This is a genomic window from Agromyces sp. Soil535 (genome assembly GCF_001428255.1).
Classification (GTDB): domain Bacteria; phylum Actinomycetota; class Actinomycetes; order Actinomycetales; family Microbacteriaceae; genus Agromyces.
The window spans coordinates 17,871-34,433 of the sequence record NZ_LMRW01000007.1 but is presented as its reverse complement, the minus strand read 5'-3'; the positions used below and the strand labels follow the sequence as shown (position 1 = coordinate 34,433).

19 protein-coding genes are annotated in these 16,563 nt (G+C 71.8%); 10 read left to right on the top strand and 9 right to left on the bottom strand.

The features are described from left to right. Window positions 1-5 precede the first annotated feature (5 nt). Entirely contained in the window at window positions 6-674 is a 669-nt protein-coding gene (locus tag ASG80_RS07520; protein WP_056729561.1) for a hypothetical protein, read from the top strand. Between the two features lie 36 nt (window positions 675-710). Here ASG80_RS07520 and ASG80_RS07515 read toward each other — a convergent pair whose 3' ends face one another. Then, window positions 711-1,415 carry an SDR family oxidoreductase gene (locus ASG80_RS07515; RefSeq protein ID WP_056729560.1) on the bottom strand — a complete coding sequence of 235 codons (705 nt, stop codon included), beginning with the start codon at window positions 1,413-1,415 and terminating at the stop codon, window positions 711-713. 97 nt (window positions 1,416-1,512) lie between these two features. Continuing rightward, window positions 1,513-3,000 (bottom strand): DUF6421 family protein, encoded by a 1,488-nt coding sequence (locus tag ASG80_RS07510; RefSeq protein WP_056729559.1) that lies wholly within the window; start codon window positions 2,998-3,000, stop codon window positions 1,513-1,515. A 355-nt stretch (window positions 3,001-3,355) separates the two neighbouring features. Between ASG80_RS07510 and ASG80_RS07505 the strand changes: the two genes are divergently transcribed. Next, a complete protein-coding gene (locus ASG80_RS07505; protein WP_156401712.1) occupies window positions 3,356-4,300 on the top strand; it encodes a hypothetical protein in 945 nt (314 codons plus the stop codon). Window positions 4,301-4,416: 116 nt separating this feature from the next. Continuing rightward, complete coding sequence (locus ASG80_RS07500; protein ID WP_056729557.1) at window positions 4,417-5,181, top strand: DNA alkylation repair protein; 765 nt, start codon at window positions 4,417-4,419, stop codon at window positions 5,179-5,181. Here the strand turns inward: ASG80_RS07500 and ASG80_RS07495 are convergent. Next, entirely contained in the window at window positions 5,163-6,608 is a 1,446-nt protein-coding gene (locus tag ASG80_RS07495; protein WP_056729556.1) for a DHA2 family efflux MFS transporter permease subunit, read from the bottom strand. The two genes, ASG80_RS07500 and ASG80_RS07495, sit on opposite strands and share 19 nt — an antisense overlap. Before the next feature lie 67 nt (window positions 6,609-6,675). Here ASG80_RS07495 and ASG80_RS07490 point away from each other — a divergent pair, with 67 nt between their 5' ends. Then, window positions 6,676-7,284, top strand: coding sequence for a TetR/AcrR family transcriptional regulator (locus tag ASG80_RS07490; RefSeq protein ID WP_162256608.1), 609 nt, complete (start codon window positions 6,676-6,678; stop codon window positions 7,282-7,284). A gap of 58 nt (window positions 7,285-7,342) precedes the next feature. Here ASG80_RS07490 and ASG80_RS07485 read toward each other — a convergent pair whose 3' ends face one another. Further along, a complete protein-coding gene (locus ASG80_RS07485; protein ID WP_162256607.1) occupies window positions 7,343-8,044 on the bottom strand; it encodes a DUF998 domain-containing protein in 702 nt (233 codons plus the stop codon). A gap of 181 nt (window positions 8,045-8,225) precedes the next feature. Here ASG80_RS07485 and ASG80_RS07480 point away from each other — a divergent pair, with 181 nt between their 5' ends. From ASG80_RS07480 to ASG80_RS07465, 4 genes are read left to right on the top strand one after another with little or no spacing between them, the layout of a single operon-like run. Beyond that, window positions 8,226-8,579 (top strand): YciI family protein, encoded by a 354-nt coding sequence (locus tag ASG80_RS07480; protein ID WP_056729553.1) that lies wholly within the window; start codon window positions 8,226-8,228, stop codon window positions 8,577-8,579. 46 nt (window positions 8,580-8,625) lie between these two features. Next, on the top strand, window positions 8,626-9,918 hold the full coding sequence (locus ASG80_RS07475; protein WP_056729552.1) for an RNA polymerase sigma factor: 1,293 nt from the start codon (window positions 8,626-8,628) through the stop codon (window positions 9,916-9,918). A 43-nt stretch (window positions 9,919-9,961) separates the two neighbouring features. Continuing rightward, window positions 9,962-10,423, top strand: a complete 462-nt coding sequence (locus ASG80_RS07470; RefSeq protein ID WP_056729551.1) for a hypothetical protein — start codon at window positions 9,962-9,964, stop codon at window positions 10,421-10,423. Beyond that, on the top strand, window positions 10,423-12,066 hold the full coding sequence (locus ASG80_RS07465) for a DUF5671 domain-containing protein (protein WP_056729550.1): 1,644 nt from the start codon (window positions 10,423-10,425) through the stop codon (window positions 12,064-12,066). The genes ASG80_RS07470 and ASG80_RS07465 overlap by 1 nt, the downstream gene beginning before the upstream one ends. 17 nt (window positions 12,067-12,083) lie before the next feature. Here ASG80_RS07465 and ASG80_RS07460 read toward each other — a convergent pair whose 3' ends face one another. Next, window positions 12,084-12,551 carry an N-acetyltransferase gene (locus ASG80_RS07460; protein WP_056729549.1) on the bottom strand — a complete coding sequence of 156 codons (468 nt, stop codon included), beginning with the start codon at window positions 12,549-12,551 and terminating at the stop codon, window positions 12,084-12,086. Window positions 12,552-12,619: 68 nt separating this feature from the next. Between ASG80_RS07460 and ASG80_RS07455 the strand changes: the two genes are divergently transcribed. After that, on the top strand, window positions 12,620-12,988 hold the full coding sequence (locus tag ASG80_RS07455; RefSeq protein ID WP_056729548.1) for an iron chaperone: 369 nt from the start codon (window positions 12,620-12,622) through the stop codon (window positions 12,986-12,988). 48 nt (window positions 12,989-13,036) lie between these two features. After that, window positions 13,037-13,876: an SDR family NAD(P)-dependent oxidoreductase gene (locus tag ASG80_RS07450; RefSeq protein WP_056729547.1), complete on the top strand. Its 840-nt coding sequence runs from the start codon at window positions 13,037-13,039 to the stop codon at window positions 13,874-13,876. Here the strand turns inward: ASG80_RS07450 and ASG80_RS23470 are convergent. The 4 genes from ASG80_RS23470 to ASG80_RS07435 are packed head-to-tail and all read right to left on the bottom strand — an operon-like array spanning window position 13,840 to window position 16,563. Next, entirely contained in the window at window positions 13,840-13,989 is a 150-nt protein-coding gene (locus tag ASG80_RS23470; RefSeq protein ID WP_156401710.1) for a hypothetical protein, read from the bottom strand. The two genes, ASG80_RS07450 and ASG80_RS23470, sit on opposite strands and share 37 nt — an antisense overlap. Before the next feature lie 49 nt (window positions 13,990-14,038). After that, window positions 14,039-14,857 carry an alpha/beta fold hydrolase gene (locus tag ASG80_RS07445; protein ID WP_056729546.1) on the bottom strand — a complete coding sequence of 273 codons (819 nt, stop codon included), beginning with the start codon at window positions 14,855-14,857 and terminating at the stop codon, window positions 14,039-14,041. A gap of 33 nt (window positions 14,858-14,890) precedes the next feature. Continuing rightward, window positions 14,891-15,322, bottom strand: coding sequence for a hypothetical protein (locus ASG80_RS07440; protein WP_056729545.1), 432 nt, complete (start codon window positions 15,320-15,322; stop codon window positions 14,891-14,893). Then, entirely contained in the window at window positions 15,319-16,563 is a 1,245-nt protein-coding gene (locus tag ASG80_RS07435) for a serine/threonine-protein kinase (protein WP_156401709.1), read from the bottom strand. The genes ASG80_RS07440 and ASG80_RS07435 overlap by 4 nt, the downstream gene beginning before the upstream one ends.

Below are 16,563 nucleotides of genomic sequence, written 5' to 3'. Positions count from 1 at the left end.
GCCCCATGCGCCGGACGCTACTGCTGAGCGCGGGCGTCGCCGCCGCCCTCGTGGCCGCTGTCTTCGTGGGTGCCGCCGCCGCGACCACGGGCGCACCCGTCTTCTACGACGCACGATATCCCGCGCCCGCGTCGGGCGATCCGGGAACCTACGAAGCCGGGCCGGGCGCCACGTCGGCCCCGCAGCCGACCGGTTCGGCGAGCGGCGCCGACGGTGCCACGCAGCCGGGGCGCGGCGCCACGCCCCAACCGACCCCGCCGGCATCCGAGCCGCCGGCCGGCGAGCCGCCCACCGGGTCCGCCCCCACGCCGGCCCCGACGCCCGACGGCGACCGCCGTACCTCCGACGAGCCGGCACCGGGCGGTCCGCCGAGCATGCCCGATCCCGACGCCGCGCCGCCGAACGCGGCGGAACGCCAGGCATGGCTCGAGTTCCAGCAGCTCGTGCTCATCTGCATGGCCGAGGCCCGCCACGAGTACCTCTACTGGGAGTGGTGGAACCCGGGCGCCGACACCTCCAACCGCTTCCCGGCGATGCCCGCCGACCTCACGCCAGATGAGGTCGCGGCCTGGGAGTTCGCCCTGCACGGCGACGCGAAGAGCGGCAAGGGGTACCGCTGGCAGGATGCGGGCTGCTGGGGCTACGCCGTGCACGCGACCGACGGCACGAACTGACCCCCGGCACGATCCCGGGCGCTGTGGCGTCGGCCGTCAGGCGGGCTCGACGAGCTCGACGACGGACCCGTTGAGCTCTGCGGCATCCGCTCGCCAGAGGTCGACGACGGATGCCGCGAGCCGCTCCTCGAGGCCGGCGAGCGACTTCACGCGGAACACGACGGCCGCCCCGCCTCCTGGTTCGCGCTCCTGCAGTGCCCCGGCTTCGTCGACCGGTCGCGGGGCGAAGCCGTGGGCGAGCGAGCGCATCCACGACTCGCTCGCCGCCTTGACGGCGGCGTAGTTCGCGCTGCCGGCCGTGGGTGACTCGACCATGACCGACGACACGATCGCGATGCGGCCGGCGGTCGAGGTGACGAGGTCCCCCCAGAAGGCCCGGCTCACGTGGCGGAGCGCGGTGAACGAGCGCTCGAGCACGCGGTAGTCCTCCTCGGTCTGCCCCGAGATGCCGCCGCCGCCTCGCCAGCCACCGACGAGGTGGATCACGCCGTCGATGTCGCCGACACGCCCGTGCACCCGCATCGCGAGCTCGAGCACGTGATCCTCGTCGGCGAGGTCGGCCTGCTCGACGATCACTCCGGGGATCTCGGCTTCGAGCGCCTCGAGCCGTCCCTGGTCGCTGCCCACCGCGACGACCCGCGCGCCGGCGCCGAGCAGGGCGCTGGCCACCGCTCGGCCGGAGTCGCTTGTCGCTCCCGCGATGAGGACCGTCCGACCCTGCACGTCGCTCGATTCGGTCACATTGCCAGCCTCTCATACGGCGAGCCACGCCGAGCAGCTGTTCGGATGCGGCATCCGCGGCCGCTCGGCGTGGCTCGATCGGGGTTCGTCGCCTCGATCAGGCGTCGGGCGTGGCCGCGGTGATGCCGACGGTCGACTCGATGACCGGCTTCATCTTCTTGTCGAGGGCCTCGTAGAACATCGACAGCGGGAACTCGTCGTCCATCATGAGGTCGGTGTAGCCCTTCGGCGGGCCGGCGAGCACCTCGCGTGGCAGCCCCTCGGCCCACGCCGACGCCGGGTTCGGCGTCACCACGCTGCGCACGAGGTCGTACGCGGCGAGCCAGTGCGCCGTCTTCGGGCGGTCGATCGACTTCCAGTAGAGCTCGTCGATCGCGTCGCCCAGTTCCACGACGGCGTCGGGCACCGCGTCCCAGTCGAACCTCAGCGAGACATCCGTCCACTCGAGCACGTGCTTGCGGTGCAGCCACGCGAACAGCAGCTGGCCGCCGAGTCCGTCGTAGTTGCGCACGCGCGAGCCCGTGATGGCGAACCGGAAGATGCGGTCGAAGATCACCGCGTACTGCACGAGCTTGCCGTGTTCGAGCAGCTGCGAGTCGACCGCCGACAGCGCCTCGCCTTCCCCCTCGGTGTGCTCAGTCGCCCGCTTGCGCAGGCTGCGCTCGATCTTCACCGACTCGCGGAACGCGGTGAGGTCGCACCGCAGCTCCTCGAGCGAGTACAGGAAGAACGGCATCCGCTGCTTGATCATGAACGGGTCGAACGGCAGGTCGCCGCGCATGTGGGTGCGGTCGTGGATGATGTCCCACATCACGAACGTGCGCTCGGCGAGCTCCTGGTCGTCGAGCAGTGCGGCCGCGTCATCCGGCAGCTCGAGCTTCGTGATCTCGGATGCCGCGCGCACCACCCTGCGGTACCGGGCAGCCTCGCGGTCCTGGAAGATCGCGCCCCACGTGAACGGCGGGATCTCGCGCATCGCCACGGTCTCAGGGAACAGCACCGCCGAGTTCGTGTCGTACCCGGGCGTGAAGTCGACGAGCCGCAGGCTCACGAACAGCTTGTTCGAGTAGTCGCCGGCCTCGAGCGCGGCGACGAACTCGGGCCAGATCGTCTCGACGACGAGCGCCTCGACATGGCGGTCCGGCGAGCCGTTCTGCGTGACCATCGGGAACACGACGAGGTGGCGGATGCCGTCGATGCGGTGCCGCTGCGGCTGGAACTCCACGAGCGAGTCGAGGAAGTCGGGCGCGCCGAAGCCCTCTGCCTGCCAGCGGCGGAAGTCCACCACGGATGCCGCGAGGTACGCGGACTCGTGCGGGAACCGCGGTGCGAGTTCCTCGATCGACTCCACGACCGCGTCGACGAGCGCGGATGCCTCGCCACGCGCATCGGGCACTGCGTCGCCCTCCTCGGGCACCGAGCCGTCCTTCGCCTGCAGCGCCTGGAGCCGCGTCGCGGACTCCTTGAGTCGGAGCCACGCGGGGTCGGTCTCGACGTCGGCCGCGAGCGCGATGTCGGCCGCGGAGACCTCGTCCTCGAGGACCTCGGGTTCGCCGACGATGGCGTCGATCGTGGTGTTCGACATGTGAACCTCCGTTCCCCGGGTGCGGCCGCGAGCGCGGCATGGATGCGGCCGATCGGCCGCTGCTTCAAGGCTAGATGCAGGCTTCCCGCGATGTGTTGCGGCCCGGCGCGGCTTTCTTGCGTGGACGCAAGATTCCGCGACGGAGTTCGCCGTGCCGCGCACACCCGTGCCAGGAGCCGGGTCTCAGGGCTGGCGGGCTCCGTTCGGAGCAGCCGCGGGCGGATTGTACTGAGAGAAACTCAGGAATATTCCGAGGCCAGGCGGGGTGGCTGCACGGATCCGGCGCTGCGCCGCCGCTCGTAACTTCGGCCATACCCCCAACCAGGCGGTATCCCCACCCGAAAGGAATGTAACCATGAAGACACGAACGGCGGCACCGGTGCTCATCACCGCGTCGTTGGTAGTGCTGATGAGCGGCTGCGCTGGAGTAGCCGCGCAAGGCGGGTCTGTGAGAGACGACCTCCGCCCGGCGGCGAACGCCGCCGCCATGGGAATCGCACGCGGTCACGTGATCGTTCGCGACGACCTCTCGCCGACCCGCGGCGAGGACCGGATCGCGGCCGAGTCGGTCGCGAAGGCCGTCGAGGCCGACGTCCAGCGAGCGTGGAGCGCAGACGCGCGTCGCGAATTCCACGCGACCTCGCCTCAGCAGGCCCTTGGTGCGAGCTCGTGGAGCACAGACGCGCGTCGCGAATTCCACGCGACCTCGCCTCAGCAGGCCCTTGGTGCGAGCTCGTGGAGCACAGACGCGCTCCGCGAATTCCACGCGACCTCGCCTCAGCAGGCCCTTGGTGCGACCACGTGGAGCGCCGATGCGCTCCGCGAGTTCCACGCGACCCAGCCGGTCACGACCGAGCGTGCGGTCATCGCCGAGGCGATCCGCGAGTTCCACGCGGCACAGCCGGTCACGACCGAGCGTGCGGTCATCGCCGAGGCGATCCGCGAGTTCCACGCCCAGCAGGCTGGGGCAGTCACGTCGCGGAACCTCAGCCCGGAGGCCATCCGTGAGCTGAAGGCGGGCGCTCCGGTCGGCGTGAGCGCTGCAGACATGCAGGGCGAACGCCTGAGCGCGTACGCCGAGGCACAGGCAGCCGCCGACGTGACCGCTGCAGAGATGCAGGGCGCGCGCCTCAGCGCCTTCGCCGAGGCACGGGCGAACGCGGCGATCCGTGAGCTGAAGACGGGCATTCCGACCGACGTCGACGACGACCTGTCGCCGACCAGCGGCCCGGAGTCCACGCCGGAGCATCCGGCCGACACGGTCGACGACGACCTGTCGCCGACGGGAGGCTCGCGCTGAGCCCCGGCGCGCATCCCCGGCCAACCACTGACGGGCGCGGGCGAGGTCGATCACGACCCCCCGCGCCCGTCGACGTGCCCAGAAGGCACGCCGGGCAGGACCGCTAGAGTGCCACCGTGGCAGGAGCGACCCACCCATCCGACTCGACCGCTGCAGAGCTCGCCGCCGCCATCGATGCGGCCGGCGACCCGCAGGACGCCGCGTTCCTGCAGCGCTTCTTCAAGACCGGCCCCGGCGAGTACGGCGAGGGCGACGTGTTCGTCGGCGTCAGGGTGCCGGCGACGCGTGCGATCGTGAAGCGGTTCGAGCGGATGCCGCTCGCCGAGGCCTCGGCGCTTCTCGAGAGTCCCGTGCACGAGCACCGGCTCGCGGCGCTGCTCGTGATGGTGCGGCAGTTCGAGGTGGCGAGCCGGCCGCGCACCCGGGACGAGGGCGCACGGCTCGCGCTGCACGCCGCGTTCCTCGACGCCGTGCACGCCGGCCGCGTGGACAACTGGGACCTCGTCGACAGCTCCGCCGAGTTCCTCGTGGGGGTGTTCCTGCGGGAGGCGGGCCGCGGCGGCGATCCGCTGCTCGATCGGCTCGCGGCATCCGCCTCGCTCTGGGAGCGCCGGGTCGCCGTGCTCGCGACGTTCGCGTTCATCAAGGCCGGCGACGCCGGGCCCATCCTGCGGCTCGCGCCGCGACTGCTCGACGACCGCGAGGACCTGATGCACAAGGCGGTCGGCTGGATGCTGCGTGAGGTCGGCAAGCGCGTCGACCGGGGCGTGCTCACCGGATTCCTCGATGAGCACGCCCCGCGGATGCCGCGGACGATGCTCTCGTACGCGACGGAGCACCTCACGCCCGACGAGCGCGCCGCCTACCGCGCGATGCGCTGAGGGTTGCGCGCGGCCTTCCCCGACGGCAGGAGCATGGCCACCAGCCCGGAGGCTGCGAGCACCCCGGCTCCCACGAGCACGGCGGGCTGGGCACCCATCGCGTAGTCGGCCGGGGTCAGCTCGCCGCCGGCGCCGGTGAACACCGCCGTCGACACCGCGATGCCGAGCGCGACGCCCACCTCGCGCAGCATCGAGTTCGTGCCGCTCGCCTTGGCATGGTCGTCGGGCGCCATGGTGGCGAGCACGGCCGTGGCCGAGGGTGCGAACACCAGCCCCATGCCGATGCCCGCCAGGATGAACGGCGCGACGTAGGCCGGGTACTCCACGGATGCGTCGAGCAGCCCCGTGAGCCAGAACAGGGCGGCGCCCAGTGCCAGCAGTCCGGTGACGATGAGGGCGCGGGTGCCGACGCGGGGCGCGATGAACCCGGCGAGCGGCGCGACGACCATGGGCGCGAGCGTCCAGGGCGAGGTCTGCAGCGCAGCCTCGAGCGGGGTCGAGCCCTGCACGACCTGCAGGAACTGGATCAGGATGAAGATCGACCCGAACGCGCCGAAGCTGAACCCGAAGCCCGCGACGTTCGCGACGGTGAAGCTGCGGTCGCGGAACAGCCGGAGCGGAAGCAGCGGTGCCGACGCGCGTGACTCCCACGCGACGAACGCGGCGAGCAGGATGCCGCCGGCGATGAGGCTGCCGAGCACCTCGAGGCTGTCCCAGCCCGCGTCGTTGCCGCGCACGATGCCGTAGACGAGGGCGAGGAGCCCGAGACCCGAGAGCACGAGGCCCACGACGTCGGCGCGGAGTCGCGCCCCGAAGCTGTTCGGCAGGGCGAGCAGCGCGAGTGCGATCGACACAACGCCGACGGGCACGTTGATCCAGAAGATCGCCTGCCAGGCCCAGCCCTCGATCACCGCGCCGCCGATGAGCGGGCCGGTCGCGACTCCGAGGCCCGCCACGCCGCCCCAGATGCCGATCGCGAGCGGACGGCGGGCGAGCGGCACCGAGCCCGCGAGCAGGGTGAGCGACAGCGGCATGATCGCCGCCGCGCCGAAGCCCTGCAGCGCCCGGGCGGCGATGAGCTGGCCAGGGTCGGTGGCGAGCGCCGCGAACGCCGAGCTCACGGTGAAGACCGCGATGCCGATGAGGAACAGCGTGCGGCGGCCGAAGCGGTCGCCGAGGGCGACGGCCATGAGGATCGTGCTCGCGAACGCGAGGGTGTATGCGTTCATGAACCACTGCAGCTCCTCGACGGATGCCCCGAACTCCTCGTGAAGCACGGGCAGGGCGTTCGTCATCACGAGGTTGTCGAGGGTGGCCATGAACATCGGCAGGGCGGTCGCGATGAGCACGAGCCAGAGGGGGATCGGCCGGCGACGGCCGGCGCGGGGCGTGCGCGGTGCGGATGCGGCTTCGAGGACGGTTGACACGGCGGCGCTCCTTGGTTGTTATCGAATGATTACTTGAGAGTAGTAATCGACTGATAACATGTCAAGCATGACGATCAACGAAGTCGCCGCCCCGCGCATGAAGGCGGCCGACCGCCGGGAGCTGATCCTCGAGGCGGCCACCGCGGTCTTCGGCGCGAAGACGTACGTGGGCACGACCACCGACGAGGTCGCCCGTGCCGCCGGCGTGAGCCAGCCCTACGTGGTGCGGCTGTTCGGCACCAAGGAGAAGCTCTTCGTCGCCGTGATCGAGCGCGCCTATGCGCGGCTCATCGACGAGTTCCGTCGTGCGCTGCCGGGCGACCGCGAAGGCCGGGCCAAGCGCATGGGCACCGCATACACCGACCTGCTCGCCGAGCGCGGCATGCTCCCCGTCATCGCGAACTCCACGGCGCTCGGTGGCGAGCCCGTGATCGGGCGAGTCGCCCGCGCCGGATTCAGCGACATCTGGCGGTTCATCCGCGACGACGCCGGCTTCTCACTCGATGAGGCTCGTGTGTTCATCGCCACCGGCATGCTGATCAACACGATCGTCGGGCTTCGCCTCACGGGCGACTACGGCAACGAGGTGTCGGCCACCGAGGTGCTCGACGCCTGCTTCCCCGACGCGGTCGAGCACGTGCGCTCGCTGGTGCCCGAGGCCGGCGAGCCCTGGTGACCGGCCGGGTCCGGCGAGACGGATGCCGCGGCATCCGTTCGCCGGAAGGCCCGCGTCGTCACGCCGTGACCGTGCGCTCGCGCAGCAGCGAGATCGCATAGGCCGTGATCCACGCGAAACCGAGCGCGACGCCCACGAACAGGCGCACGCTCATCGCAGGCCCGAACGGGAGGCAGAGGAGCAGGCACGCGATGCCGATGACCCGCGACCACACGCCCGCAGCACGGTGGCCCTCCCAGGTGAGACGACGGGCGACCACGAACGTCACCGCCACGAGCGCGAGGAACGCGAGGGGTGCGGCGAACGCGTGCACGGTGCCGTGGAACGTCCACTCGGTGGGATAGCCGTCCGGCGTGCCAGCCGGGAAGCCGAGTGCCGGGTCCGCGGTGAACGCGCCCCCGAGCACGAGTCCCACGCCGTAGAGGGCGAACAGCACGGGCGCCCAGACGCGGCCCGGCCCGTCGCCGAGGCTCCGGCGCGCGCCGACGGCGAACGCGAGCATGAGCACGCCGGCCACGATGAAGTTCGCGATCTGGATCCAGCCGAGGTCGCCGAGCGAGAGGAGGCTGAGCGGATGCCGCGACAGGTCGAAGCCCTCGCGGGTCAGCACCTGCACGAGGCCCACGGCGACGAAGAGCGGGCCGGCGACGGCTCCCGCGGTGACGAGGACGCGCGTGGCGGGGTCGCCCGCGTGGGCCGGTCGGCGCACGGCATCGACGCGGCCGGTGCTCCGGGCCGCGGTGCGGAGGTCGGTGTTCATGGCGATCGTTCCTTTCGGTCGGACCCGGTCGATCGGGTCGGTCACCATGACGTCGTGGTGCGGCATCCGTTCTCGACATCGAGTTCGAGGAATCTCCGAGGTCATGTCGAGAACGGGACCGGGCCGCCGACGCTATCGTGAGGGCACGCCGAAGGGGCGCGCCTCAGCCAGGAGGGATCCCATGCGATACATGTGCCTGATCAAGTCCAGCGAGGCCAATGGCGAGCCGCCGGCCGAGCTGTTCGAGGCGATGGCGGAGTACGACCGCTGGGGGCGGGCCACCGGCATCCTGGTCGACAGCCAGGGACTGCTGCCGAGCGCGGCCGGCGCCATCGTCTCGCTCGTCGACGGCAGCATCAAGGCGGTCGATGGGCCGTTCACCGAGGCGAAGGAGCTCGTCGGCGGCTACGCGGTCATCGAGGTCCACTCTCGCGAGGAGGCGCTCGAACTGGGGCGGCGGCTGATGCAGCTGCACAAGGACCACTGGCCGGGATTCGAGGGCAGCGTCGAGATCCGCCAGATCGCCGAGTTCTGACCCCGGCCGCCTTGCGTGCCGGCTGCGCGCGTGGTCTCATGCTCGCGTGGGCGACGAGACGGGCGAGGAGACGACGCGCGCCGCGATCGAGGCCGTCTGGCGGCTGGAGTCGACGCGGCTGATCGCCGCGCTCGTGCGCATCGTGCGCGACGTCGGGCTCGCCGAGGACGTCGCGCAGGACGCGATCGTCGCCGCGCTCGCGCAATGGCCGAAGACGGGCATCCCCGACAATCCGGGCGCGTGGCTGATGACCACGGCGAAGCGCCGGGCCGTGGACGCCTTCCGGCGGCGCGCGCGGTACGACGCAGCGTTCGCGGCGCTCGCCCACGAGCTCTCCGAGGCGGTCGAGGAGGATCCCGGCGCCGGGATCGACCACGTCGAGGACGACGTGCTGCGCCTCATGTTCATCTGCTGCCATCCGGCGCTCACGCCCGAGGCGCAGACCACGCTCACGCTGAAGCTCGTCGCCGGCCTCTCGACGCGCGAGATCGCGCGCGCCCACCTGGCGCCCGAGGCCACGGTCGCGCAGCGCGTCTCCCGGGCCAAGCGCACGCTCGCCGAGGCGGGCGCCGCGATCGAGGAGCCGAGCGGCCCCGAGCGGGCGGAGCGCCTCTCGACGGTGCTCGGTGTCGTGTACCTGCTGTTCAACGAGGGCTACTCCGCGACCGAGGGCGACGACTGGATGCGCCCGACCCTCTGCGACGAGGCAGTGCGCCTCGGCCGCATCCTCACCGTGCTCGTGCCCGACGACCCCGAGGTGCACGGCCTGTCGGCGCTCATGGAACTGCAGTCCTCTCGACTCGCGGCGCGTGCCGGCCCCGACGGCGAGCCGATCCTGCTCGACGCGCAGGACCGACGGCGCTGGGATGCCTCGCGCATCCGCCGCGGCCTCGACGCCCTCGCGCGCGCCGACGAGGGTGCGGCCGCGGCCGGAGCTGGCGCCGGACCGTACGCGCTGCAGGCGGCGATCGCGGCTGAGCATGCGCGCGCGGCATCCGTCGACGACACGGACTGGAACCGCATCGCCGACCTCTACGAGCAGCTCGGTCGCCGCACGGGCTCGCCCGTGGCCGAGCTCAATCGCGCGGTCGCCCTCGGCCGCTCGCGGGGGCCAGAAGCCGGCCTCGTGCTCCTCGAGCAGCTCGAGGACGTGCCGGCGCTGCGCGGCTACCACCTCGTGCCCAGCGTGCGCGGCGATCTCTACGAGCGCCTCGGCCGAGGCGACGAGGCCGCCGAGCAGTTCGAGCGCGCCGCCGCGATGACCTCGAACGAGCGCGAGCGCGCACTGCTCATGCGTCGTGCCCACGCCGCGCGCGGCGACGGCGGCCGCGTGCCGTGAACTTGGTCGGGATCGCAGGCGCGGACTACGCCATGATGTGCACATGGAACCAGCGAGGCCGAGGCCCGATCGCACCCTCATCGTGATCCTCGCCGTGATCGCCGCGCTGGCGATCGTGGCGCTGATCGTCGTGTTCACCCGCGGTGAGCCGGAAGTGCTCGACGAGTCAACCCCCGAGGGTGTCGTGCAGCGATACTCGGCCGCGGTGATCGAGGGCGACGAGGCCGCGGCGATCGAGTACCTCGTGCCCGAGCTCGGCGACCCCTGCGTACGCATCGGGACCGGCCCACAGGACGGCATGCGGGTCACCCTCGTCTCCACCACGGAACGCGACGACTCGGCCGACGTGAGGGTGCTCATCACCGTCACGTACGAGGGAGGGCTGCTCGGATCGTCGGACTACGAAGAGGAGGGCGACTTCGACCTCGTCAGGGCCGACGGCGGCTGGCTGATCGAGTCGACCCCGTGGCAGCTCGCGGTCTGCACCCCGGAGATGGTGCAGTGATGAGCGCCTCGGAGATCCCCGCCGTCCCGGCCGCCGGCGGGGCGCAGCGCACCGTCCGGCGTCTCATCGTGTACACGCTGCTCTTCGTGCTGGTCTCGATCACCGCCATCGGCCTGGCCGGCCTCCTCGAGCGACTGCTCGACGTCGGCACGAGGCTCGTCGTCGACGACACCGCCGGCCTGGCGCTCTCGCTCGCGTTCGCCCTCATCGGCGGGCCGCTCGCCGCGGTGCTGTGGTGGGTCGTGTGGCGCCGCCTCGCGGATGAGTCGGAGCGGTCGTCGCTGGCATGGGGGCTGTACCTGGCGGTCATGTACACGGTGTCCCTCATCGTGTCGGCGACGGCGCTGCTGGGTACGGCGGCTTCGCTCGTGAGCGGGCAGTGGCTGCCCGGTGAGTGCTCCGTCGGGGTGGTCTGGGCGGCCGTCTGGGTGTGGCATCGCTGGATGTGGCGGCATCCGCTGAAGCGCCCGGGAAGGCTCGGTACCGTGCCCGCCGTGGCCGGCTCCGTCTTCGGCCTCATCATCGGCGTCGGTGGTGCCGTGAATGCACTCGGCTCCCTGCTCGACATGGCGATCCGTGGAACCTCCGAACGGGCGCTGTCCGGAAGCCCGTGGTGGTACGTCCCGCTCGAAGCGCTCATCTGGGCCGTCGGCGGCGGGGTGATCTGGTGGTGGCACTGGTTCCGTGATGGCACGAGGCGACTGGACACCGGCCTCGCGCCCGTGGCGCTCATCGTCGTGGGGGTGATGGGGTCGGGCATCCTGATGCTCGGCGGGCTCGGCACCGCGCTCTACGCACTGCTGCGGCTGGCATTCGACCCCGGCGAGCCTGCCGGCGAGATCCTCCGTCCGCTGGGTACGGCGCTCGCGGCGGCATCCATCGGCGCGCTCGTGTGGCACTACCATCGCCGCATCGCGGCCGAGCGGTCCGACGGCACGCGCCGCGCGAGCGCGCTGGTCATGTCGGGGATCGGCCTGGTCGCGGCCGCATCAGGAGTCGGCGTCATCCTGAACGCGACGCTCGCGACGCTGGTCGGCCCGCTTGCGGCATCCGACGACCGCGCGCTCCTCCTCGGCGGTATCAGCGCGCTGGTCGTCGGCGGACCCGCCTGGTGGCTCAGTTGGAAACCCACCCGGCAGGTCGAGTCGACGGAGATCGCCTACACCGGGCGGCGGGTGTACCTCGTCGCCGTGTTCGGAGCCAGCGCCATCGTGGCGCTCATCGCCCTGCTCGTGGTCGGGTACCGGTTGTTCGAGTTCGGACTCGATCCCACGACGACCGCGAGCCTGATCGACCGCGTGCGTGCGCCGCTCGGCCTCCTCGTCGCCACGGGACTCGTGTTCGGGTACCACTTCGCCGTCTGGCGCCACGACCGCTCGGTGATCGTCACCGAGGGCCTGGCGCCCGCCCGACGCATCGGCCGTGTCATCCTCGTGACTGCAGGCGACCCCGCGGCCTTCGAACAGGCGATCGGGAAGGCCACCGGCGCGCCGGTCAGCGTCTGGCAACGGTCGGGGGATGAGGTCGGTGCGGGTCCGGATGCCGCGGCGCTCGCCGGCGCGCTCGAGGGCGTGACCGCCAAGCGCGTGCTCGTGCTCGCGGGTCCCGGGGACCGGATCGAGGTGGTGCGCCTGGCGGAGTGAGCGCGAGTGCGGGCCGCTCAGAGCACCTTGTGCATGTGCATCGACGCGGTGGCGTAGCCGAGGCTCTCGTAGAGGCGGACCGCGGGGTCGTTGTACGCGAACACGTTGAGGCGCATCGACGTGGCGCCCTGGGAGCGCGCGAAGTCCTCGGCGAGCCGCATCGTCGCCCGTCCGAGTCCCCGGCCGCGGAACGCCTCGTGCACCGCGACGTCCCACACGTACCAGTTCGACGCGTCCTGCATCGGGCCGATCCAGAGCCATCCGGCCTCCTCGCCGTCGGCGACGACCGTGAAGAGGAAGTGTCCGTCGACGAGCCGGCCGTCGGGGAAGAACTGCTCCTCCGAGCCCCGCCGAGCCGCGGCCGCCTGCTCGGGGTCGTCACCGGCCTTCAGTCTGGCCTGCTCGTAGGCCGCCATGGCCGTCGGCAGCCAGCGGGCGGTCTCATCGTCGGATTTCGGTACGAGTCGGATGTCGGGCGTCGCCATCCGCCCATCGTGGCACGAAGCTCCGATGCATCATTGAACTAAATGGTTCAGTGTTGTAGGCTGCCTGTATGGCCGCCAGTGCCCCTCAATCCGTCGACGAGTACGTCGCGTCGTTCCCACCAGAGGTCCGCGACGTGCTCGAGCGCGTCCGCGCTGCGATCCACGCCGGCGTCCCCGACGCCGACGAGAAGGTGCGCTACGGGATCGCCGCGGTCATGCTCGGCGGCCGCTATGCGATCCACTTCGCCGGGTGGAAGCACCACGTGGGCCTCTACCCCGTGCCGACGTTCGACGGGCCGCTCGAGGCCGAGGTGGCGCCGTTCCGGGTGGAGAAGGACTCCCTGAACTTCCCGTATTCCAAGCCCGTCCCCTATGACCTCATCACGCGCCTCTCGGCCGAGATCGTGCGGCGCCGCACCGCGGCATCCGACACCTGACGACCACGCCCGCGCGGCCGGCCCGCCGGCGTGCGCGAAGATGGAGCGATGACGAGAACGGTGCAGGACGCGAAGGTGCTCATCACGGGCGCGGCCAGTGGCATGGGCCGCATGTACGCGGAGCGCGCGGTCGCCGAGGGTGCGGCATCCGTCACGCTCTGGGACCGCGATGCGGCCACGCTCGCCCGCACCGCGGACGAGCTCGGCGCGACGTCGCGCGGACGCACCGCCGTGCGTTCGTACGTGGTCGACGTCGCCGACCTCGGCGCGATCGCGAAGACCGCCCAGCGCGTGCGCAGGGAGGTCGGCAACCCCGACGTGCTCATCAACAACGCCGGCATCGTGCGCGGCAACCGGTACTTCTGGGAGACCGACAACGGCGAGGACACCCGCCCGACCATGCAGGTCAACGCGCTCGCGCCGATGTACATCACGCGCGAGTTCATCCCGGGCATGATCGCGAACGCCTACCGGCCGTCCCGCATCGTGAACATCGCGTCGGCCGCCGGCACGCTCGCCAACCCGCGGATGGCGGTCTACGCCGCGTCGAAGGCGGCGCTGATCGGCTGGAGCGACTCCCTGCGCCTCGAACTCGAACAGGCCGATCACGCCAACGTGAAGGTCACCACCGTCACGCCGAGCTACATCTCGACGGGCATGTTCGCAGGAGCCAAGGGGATGCCGCTCGCACCCATCCTGCAGCCGGAGTTCGTGGTCGACCGGGTCTGGAAGGCCATGCTGGCGGGGGCGCCGCTCGTGGAGCTGCCTTGGAGCGTCGGGCTCTCGCGGGCGCTGCGCGGCATCCTGCCGACCCGCGTCTTCGACCGGATCGTGGGCGACGGCTTGGGCGTCTACCGGTCGATGGAGCGGTTCACCGGCCGCGGCTGAATCCGGGCGCGCACGGCGCGAGGGCGCAGGCGCTGCGCGACGCCGACGAGCATCGGCAGGGCCAGGCCGGCCAACGCGGCCGCTGCGATCGCCGGCATGAGTTCCGTGGTCATCCCGCGACCATAGCCCCGCAAGCTGGACGTGCGCCGCGAATCCCCGACGTCAGAGACCGTGCTCGGCGAGCCAGTCGACCAGCACCTGCGTGAACTCGGCCGGCCGCTCGACGTTCGGCAGGTGCGCCGCATCCCGGAAGGTGAAGCCCGTGGCGTCGGGCAGCGCTTCGAGCAGGTGCTCGTACTGGGCGAGCGTCGTGCTGAGGTCGTACTCGCCCACCATCACGAGTGCGGGCGAGCGGATGTCGCCGAGGCGGCCGAACGCCGGCGGGTCCAGCGGCAGCATCGTGCCGTCGTCGGCCGCGTGCGCGACGTTCGGCTCGTTCAGCTCGTGCGCCCTGCGCACGAAATCGGGGTCGAGGTCGTCCTCGAGCCGCAACGGGCCGGCCGCCCACAGCGTCGTCTCGAGCCGCACGATTCGTCGGGCGTCGAAGGCGGGATCGAGTCCGTCGAGCTCGTCGACGAGGTGACGCTCCTCCTCGGTGGGCGGAAGGTCGGGAAACCCGCTGGGCGCGGCGCCGACGGTGACGACGCCCGCGACGCGCCCGGGTGCGTCGAGCGCCACGTCGAGCGCGATCCGGCCGCCTCGACTCGCGCCGATGAGGGTCGCCCGCTCAACACCCAGATGGCCGAGCAGGGCGAGGGCGTCTGCGTGGTTCGAGAACGGCACCGACGCATCATGGCGCGTGGCCCCGAAGCCACGCGGGTCGTACCGCGCGACGAGGTGCTCGGCGGCGAGCGCCTCGATCTGCGCGTCCCACATGCGAAGGGTGGCGATGCCGGCAGGGATCAGCAGGAGCGCCGGCGCGGAGACCGGCCCGTCGGTTTCGTAGGAGAGCTCGGCACCGGGCACCGCGAGATGAGGCATGGCTCGAGCCTTGCACGGATGCCGCGTCCGACGTCAGTCGTCGTCCTTGCCCTTGTCGTCGTTGTTGCCCTTGCCCTTGTTGTCGCTGTTGCCCGGGCCGTCGTCGTCCTCTTCCTCGGTCGGCGTGGGCGTGGGCGTCCGCGTGGGGGTCGGCGTGACGTCGGCGGCCTCGAGGTCGGCCCGCACCAGTTCCATCCCGGCGCGGATCGCCTGCTCCCGGGCGGCATCGATGGTGCCGTTCTCCGCTGCCGCCGTCACGTCCCTGTCGAGCAGCGCCAGCTCGGCGAGCGCGCCGGCGTAGTCGCCCGCAGCGGCACGTTCCGCGATCTGCACCACCGAGCCGTGCATCGCCGCCGCGGTCTGCTCGCTCGAAGCGCCGCACGCCGAGAGACCGAAGGTGAGCGCGAGCGCGATGGCCGCGGCGGGGAGCACCGCACGACGTCGGAAACGCATGGTCGTCGTCATCCGCCGGTCACCGCCTCGTCGAGCTGATCGAGGTGCACGCCGAGTTCGCCCGGCACGCTCGGCAGCGGCTCGAGGGGCGACGTGGTCGTCGGTGCGGACAGGGCCGACTGCATCAGGAAGAACACGACCGCGGCGATCGCCAGCAGGAGCGCGATCACGATCACCGGGCGCACCCAGCGGCGCTCCTCGTCTTCACGGCGGTCGCGGTCGTGTCGGCGCTGGGCGGGTGCCGGGGTCGCGCTCGCCGGTGCCGCGAAGAACGAGCGGTCGGGGGCGGGCAGCACCCTCGTCGCGGCGGTCTCGTCGTGGGGCGCGATCGAGGCGGTGTCATCCTGGCCGCCGGCGAACGCGACCGTCGGCGCCGTCAGGACACGCTCGGACGCGGAGGTGGTGTCGAGCCGGGTCGCCGCGACGGCGACGTCGAGGGCCGACGGCCGCTCTGCGGGATCCCGGGCCGTCATCGCCCGCAACAGCTCGACCCAGTCGGAGCCGAGTGACTCGGGGATGTCGGGATCTCGCACGAGCCGGGCGCTGGCTGCCTCGACGGCGGGTCCCGGGAACGGGGTCTCGCCGGTGCGCGCCTCGAGCACCACGAGCCCGAGGGAGTACACGTCGGCAGCGGGCGTCGGCGGGCGGCCGCTCACCTGCTCGGGGCTGAGATATCCCGGCGTTCCGACGAGGAGGCCGGTTCGGGTGAGGCGGGCGTCGTCGATGAGCCGGGCGATGCCGAAGTCGGCGAGCTTCGCGTTCCATGTTCGGGTCGGCAGGTGCGCGGACTCGAGGAGCACGTTCGCGGGCTTCACATCGCGGTGCACGATGCCGCGCGCGTGGATGACGTGCAACGCCTCGCCGAGGTCGGCGACCATGCCTGCGGCATCCGCAGGCGTGAGCGGGCCGAGGCGCCGCAGTGTCTCCCGCAGGTCGCGACCGTCGACGAGCTCCATCACGAGGAACTCGCGGCCCGTCCCCGGGTCGCGCGACGCGTCGTAGAGCCTCACGAGCGCGCGGTGCGAGAGGCTCGCGAGCAGCGCCGTCTCCGACTTGCGGCGCTCGGCGTCGTCGATGCCCTCTGCGGCCTCGGCGAACACCTTCACGGCCACGGGCCGCCCGAGGGCGAGGTCGACACCCCGGTAGACGCTCGCCATGCCGCCCCGGCCGATGAGGCGGTCGAGGCGGTAGCGCTCGCCGAACGTCACGCCCGCGAAGGCGTCGCCCATCACGCTGTTCGGAGACGTGGTCAC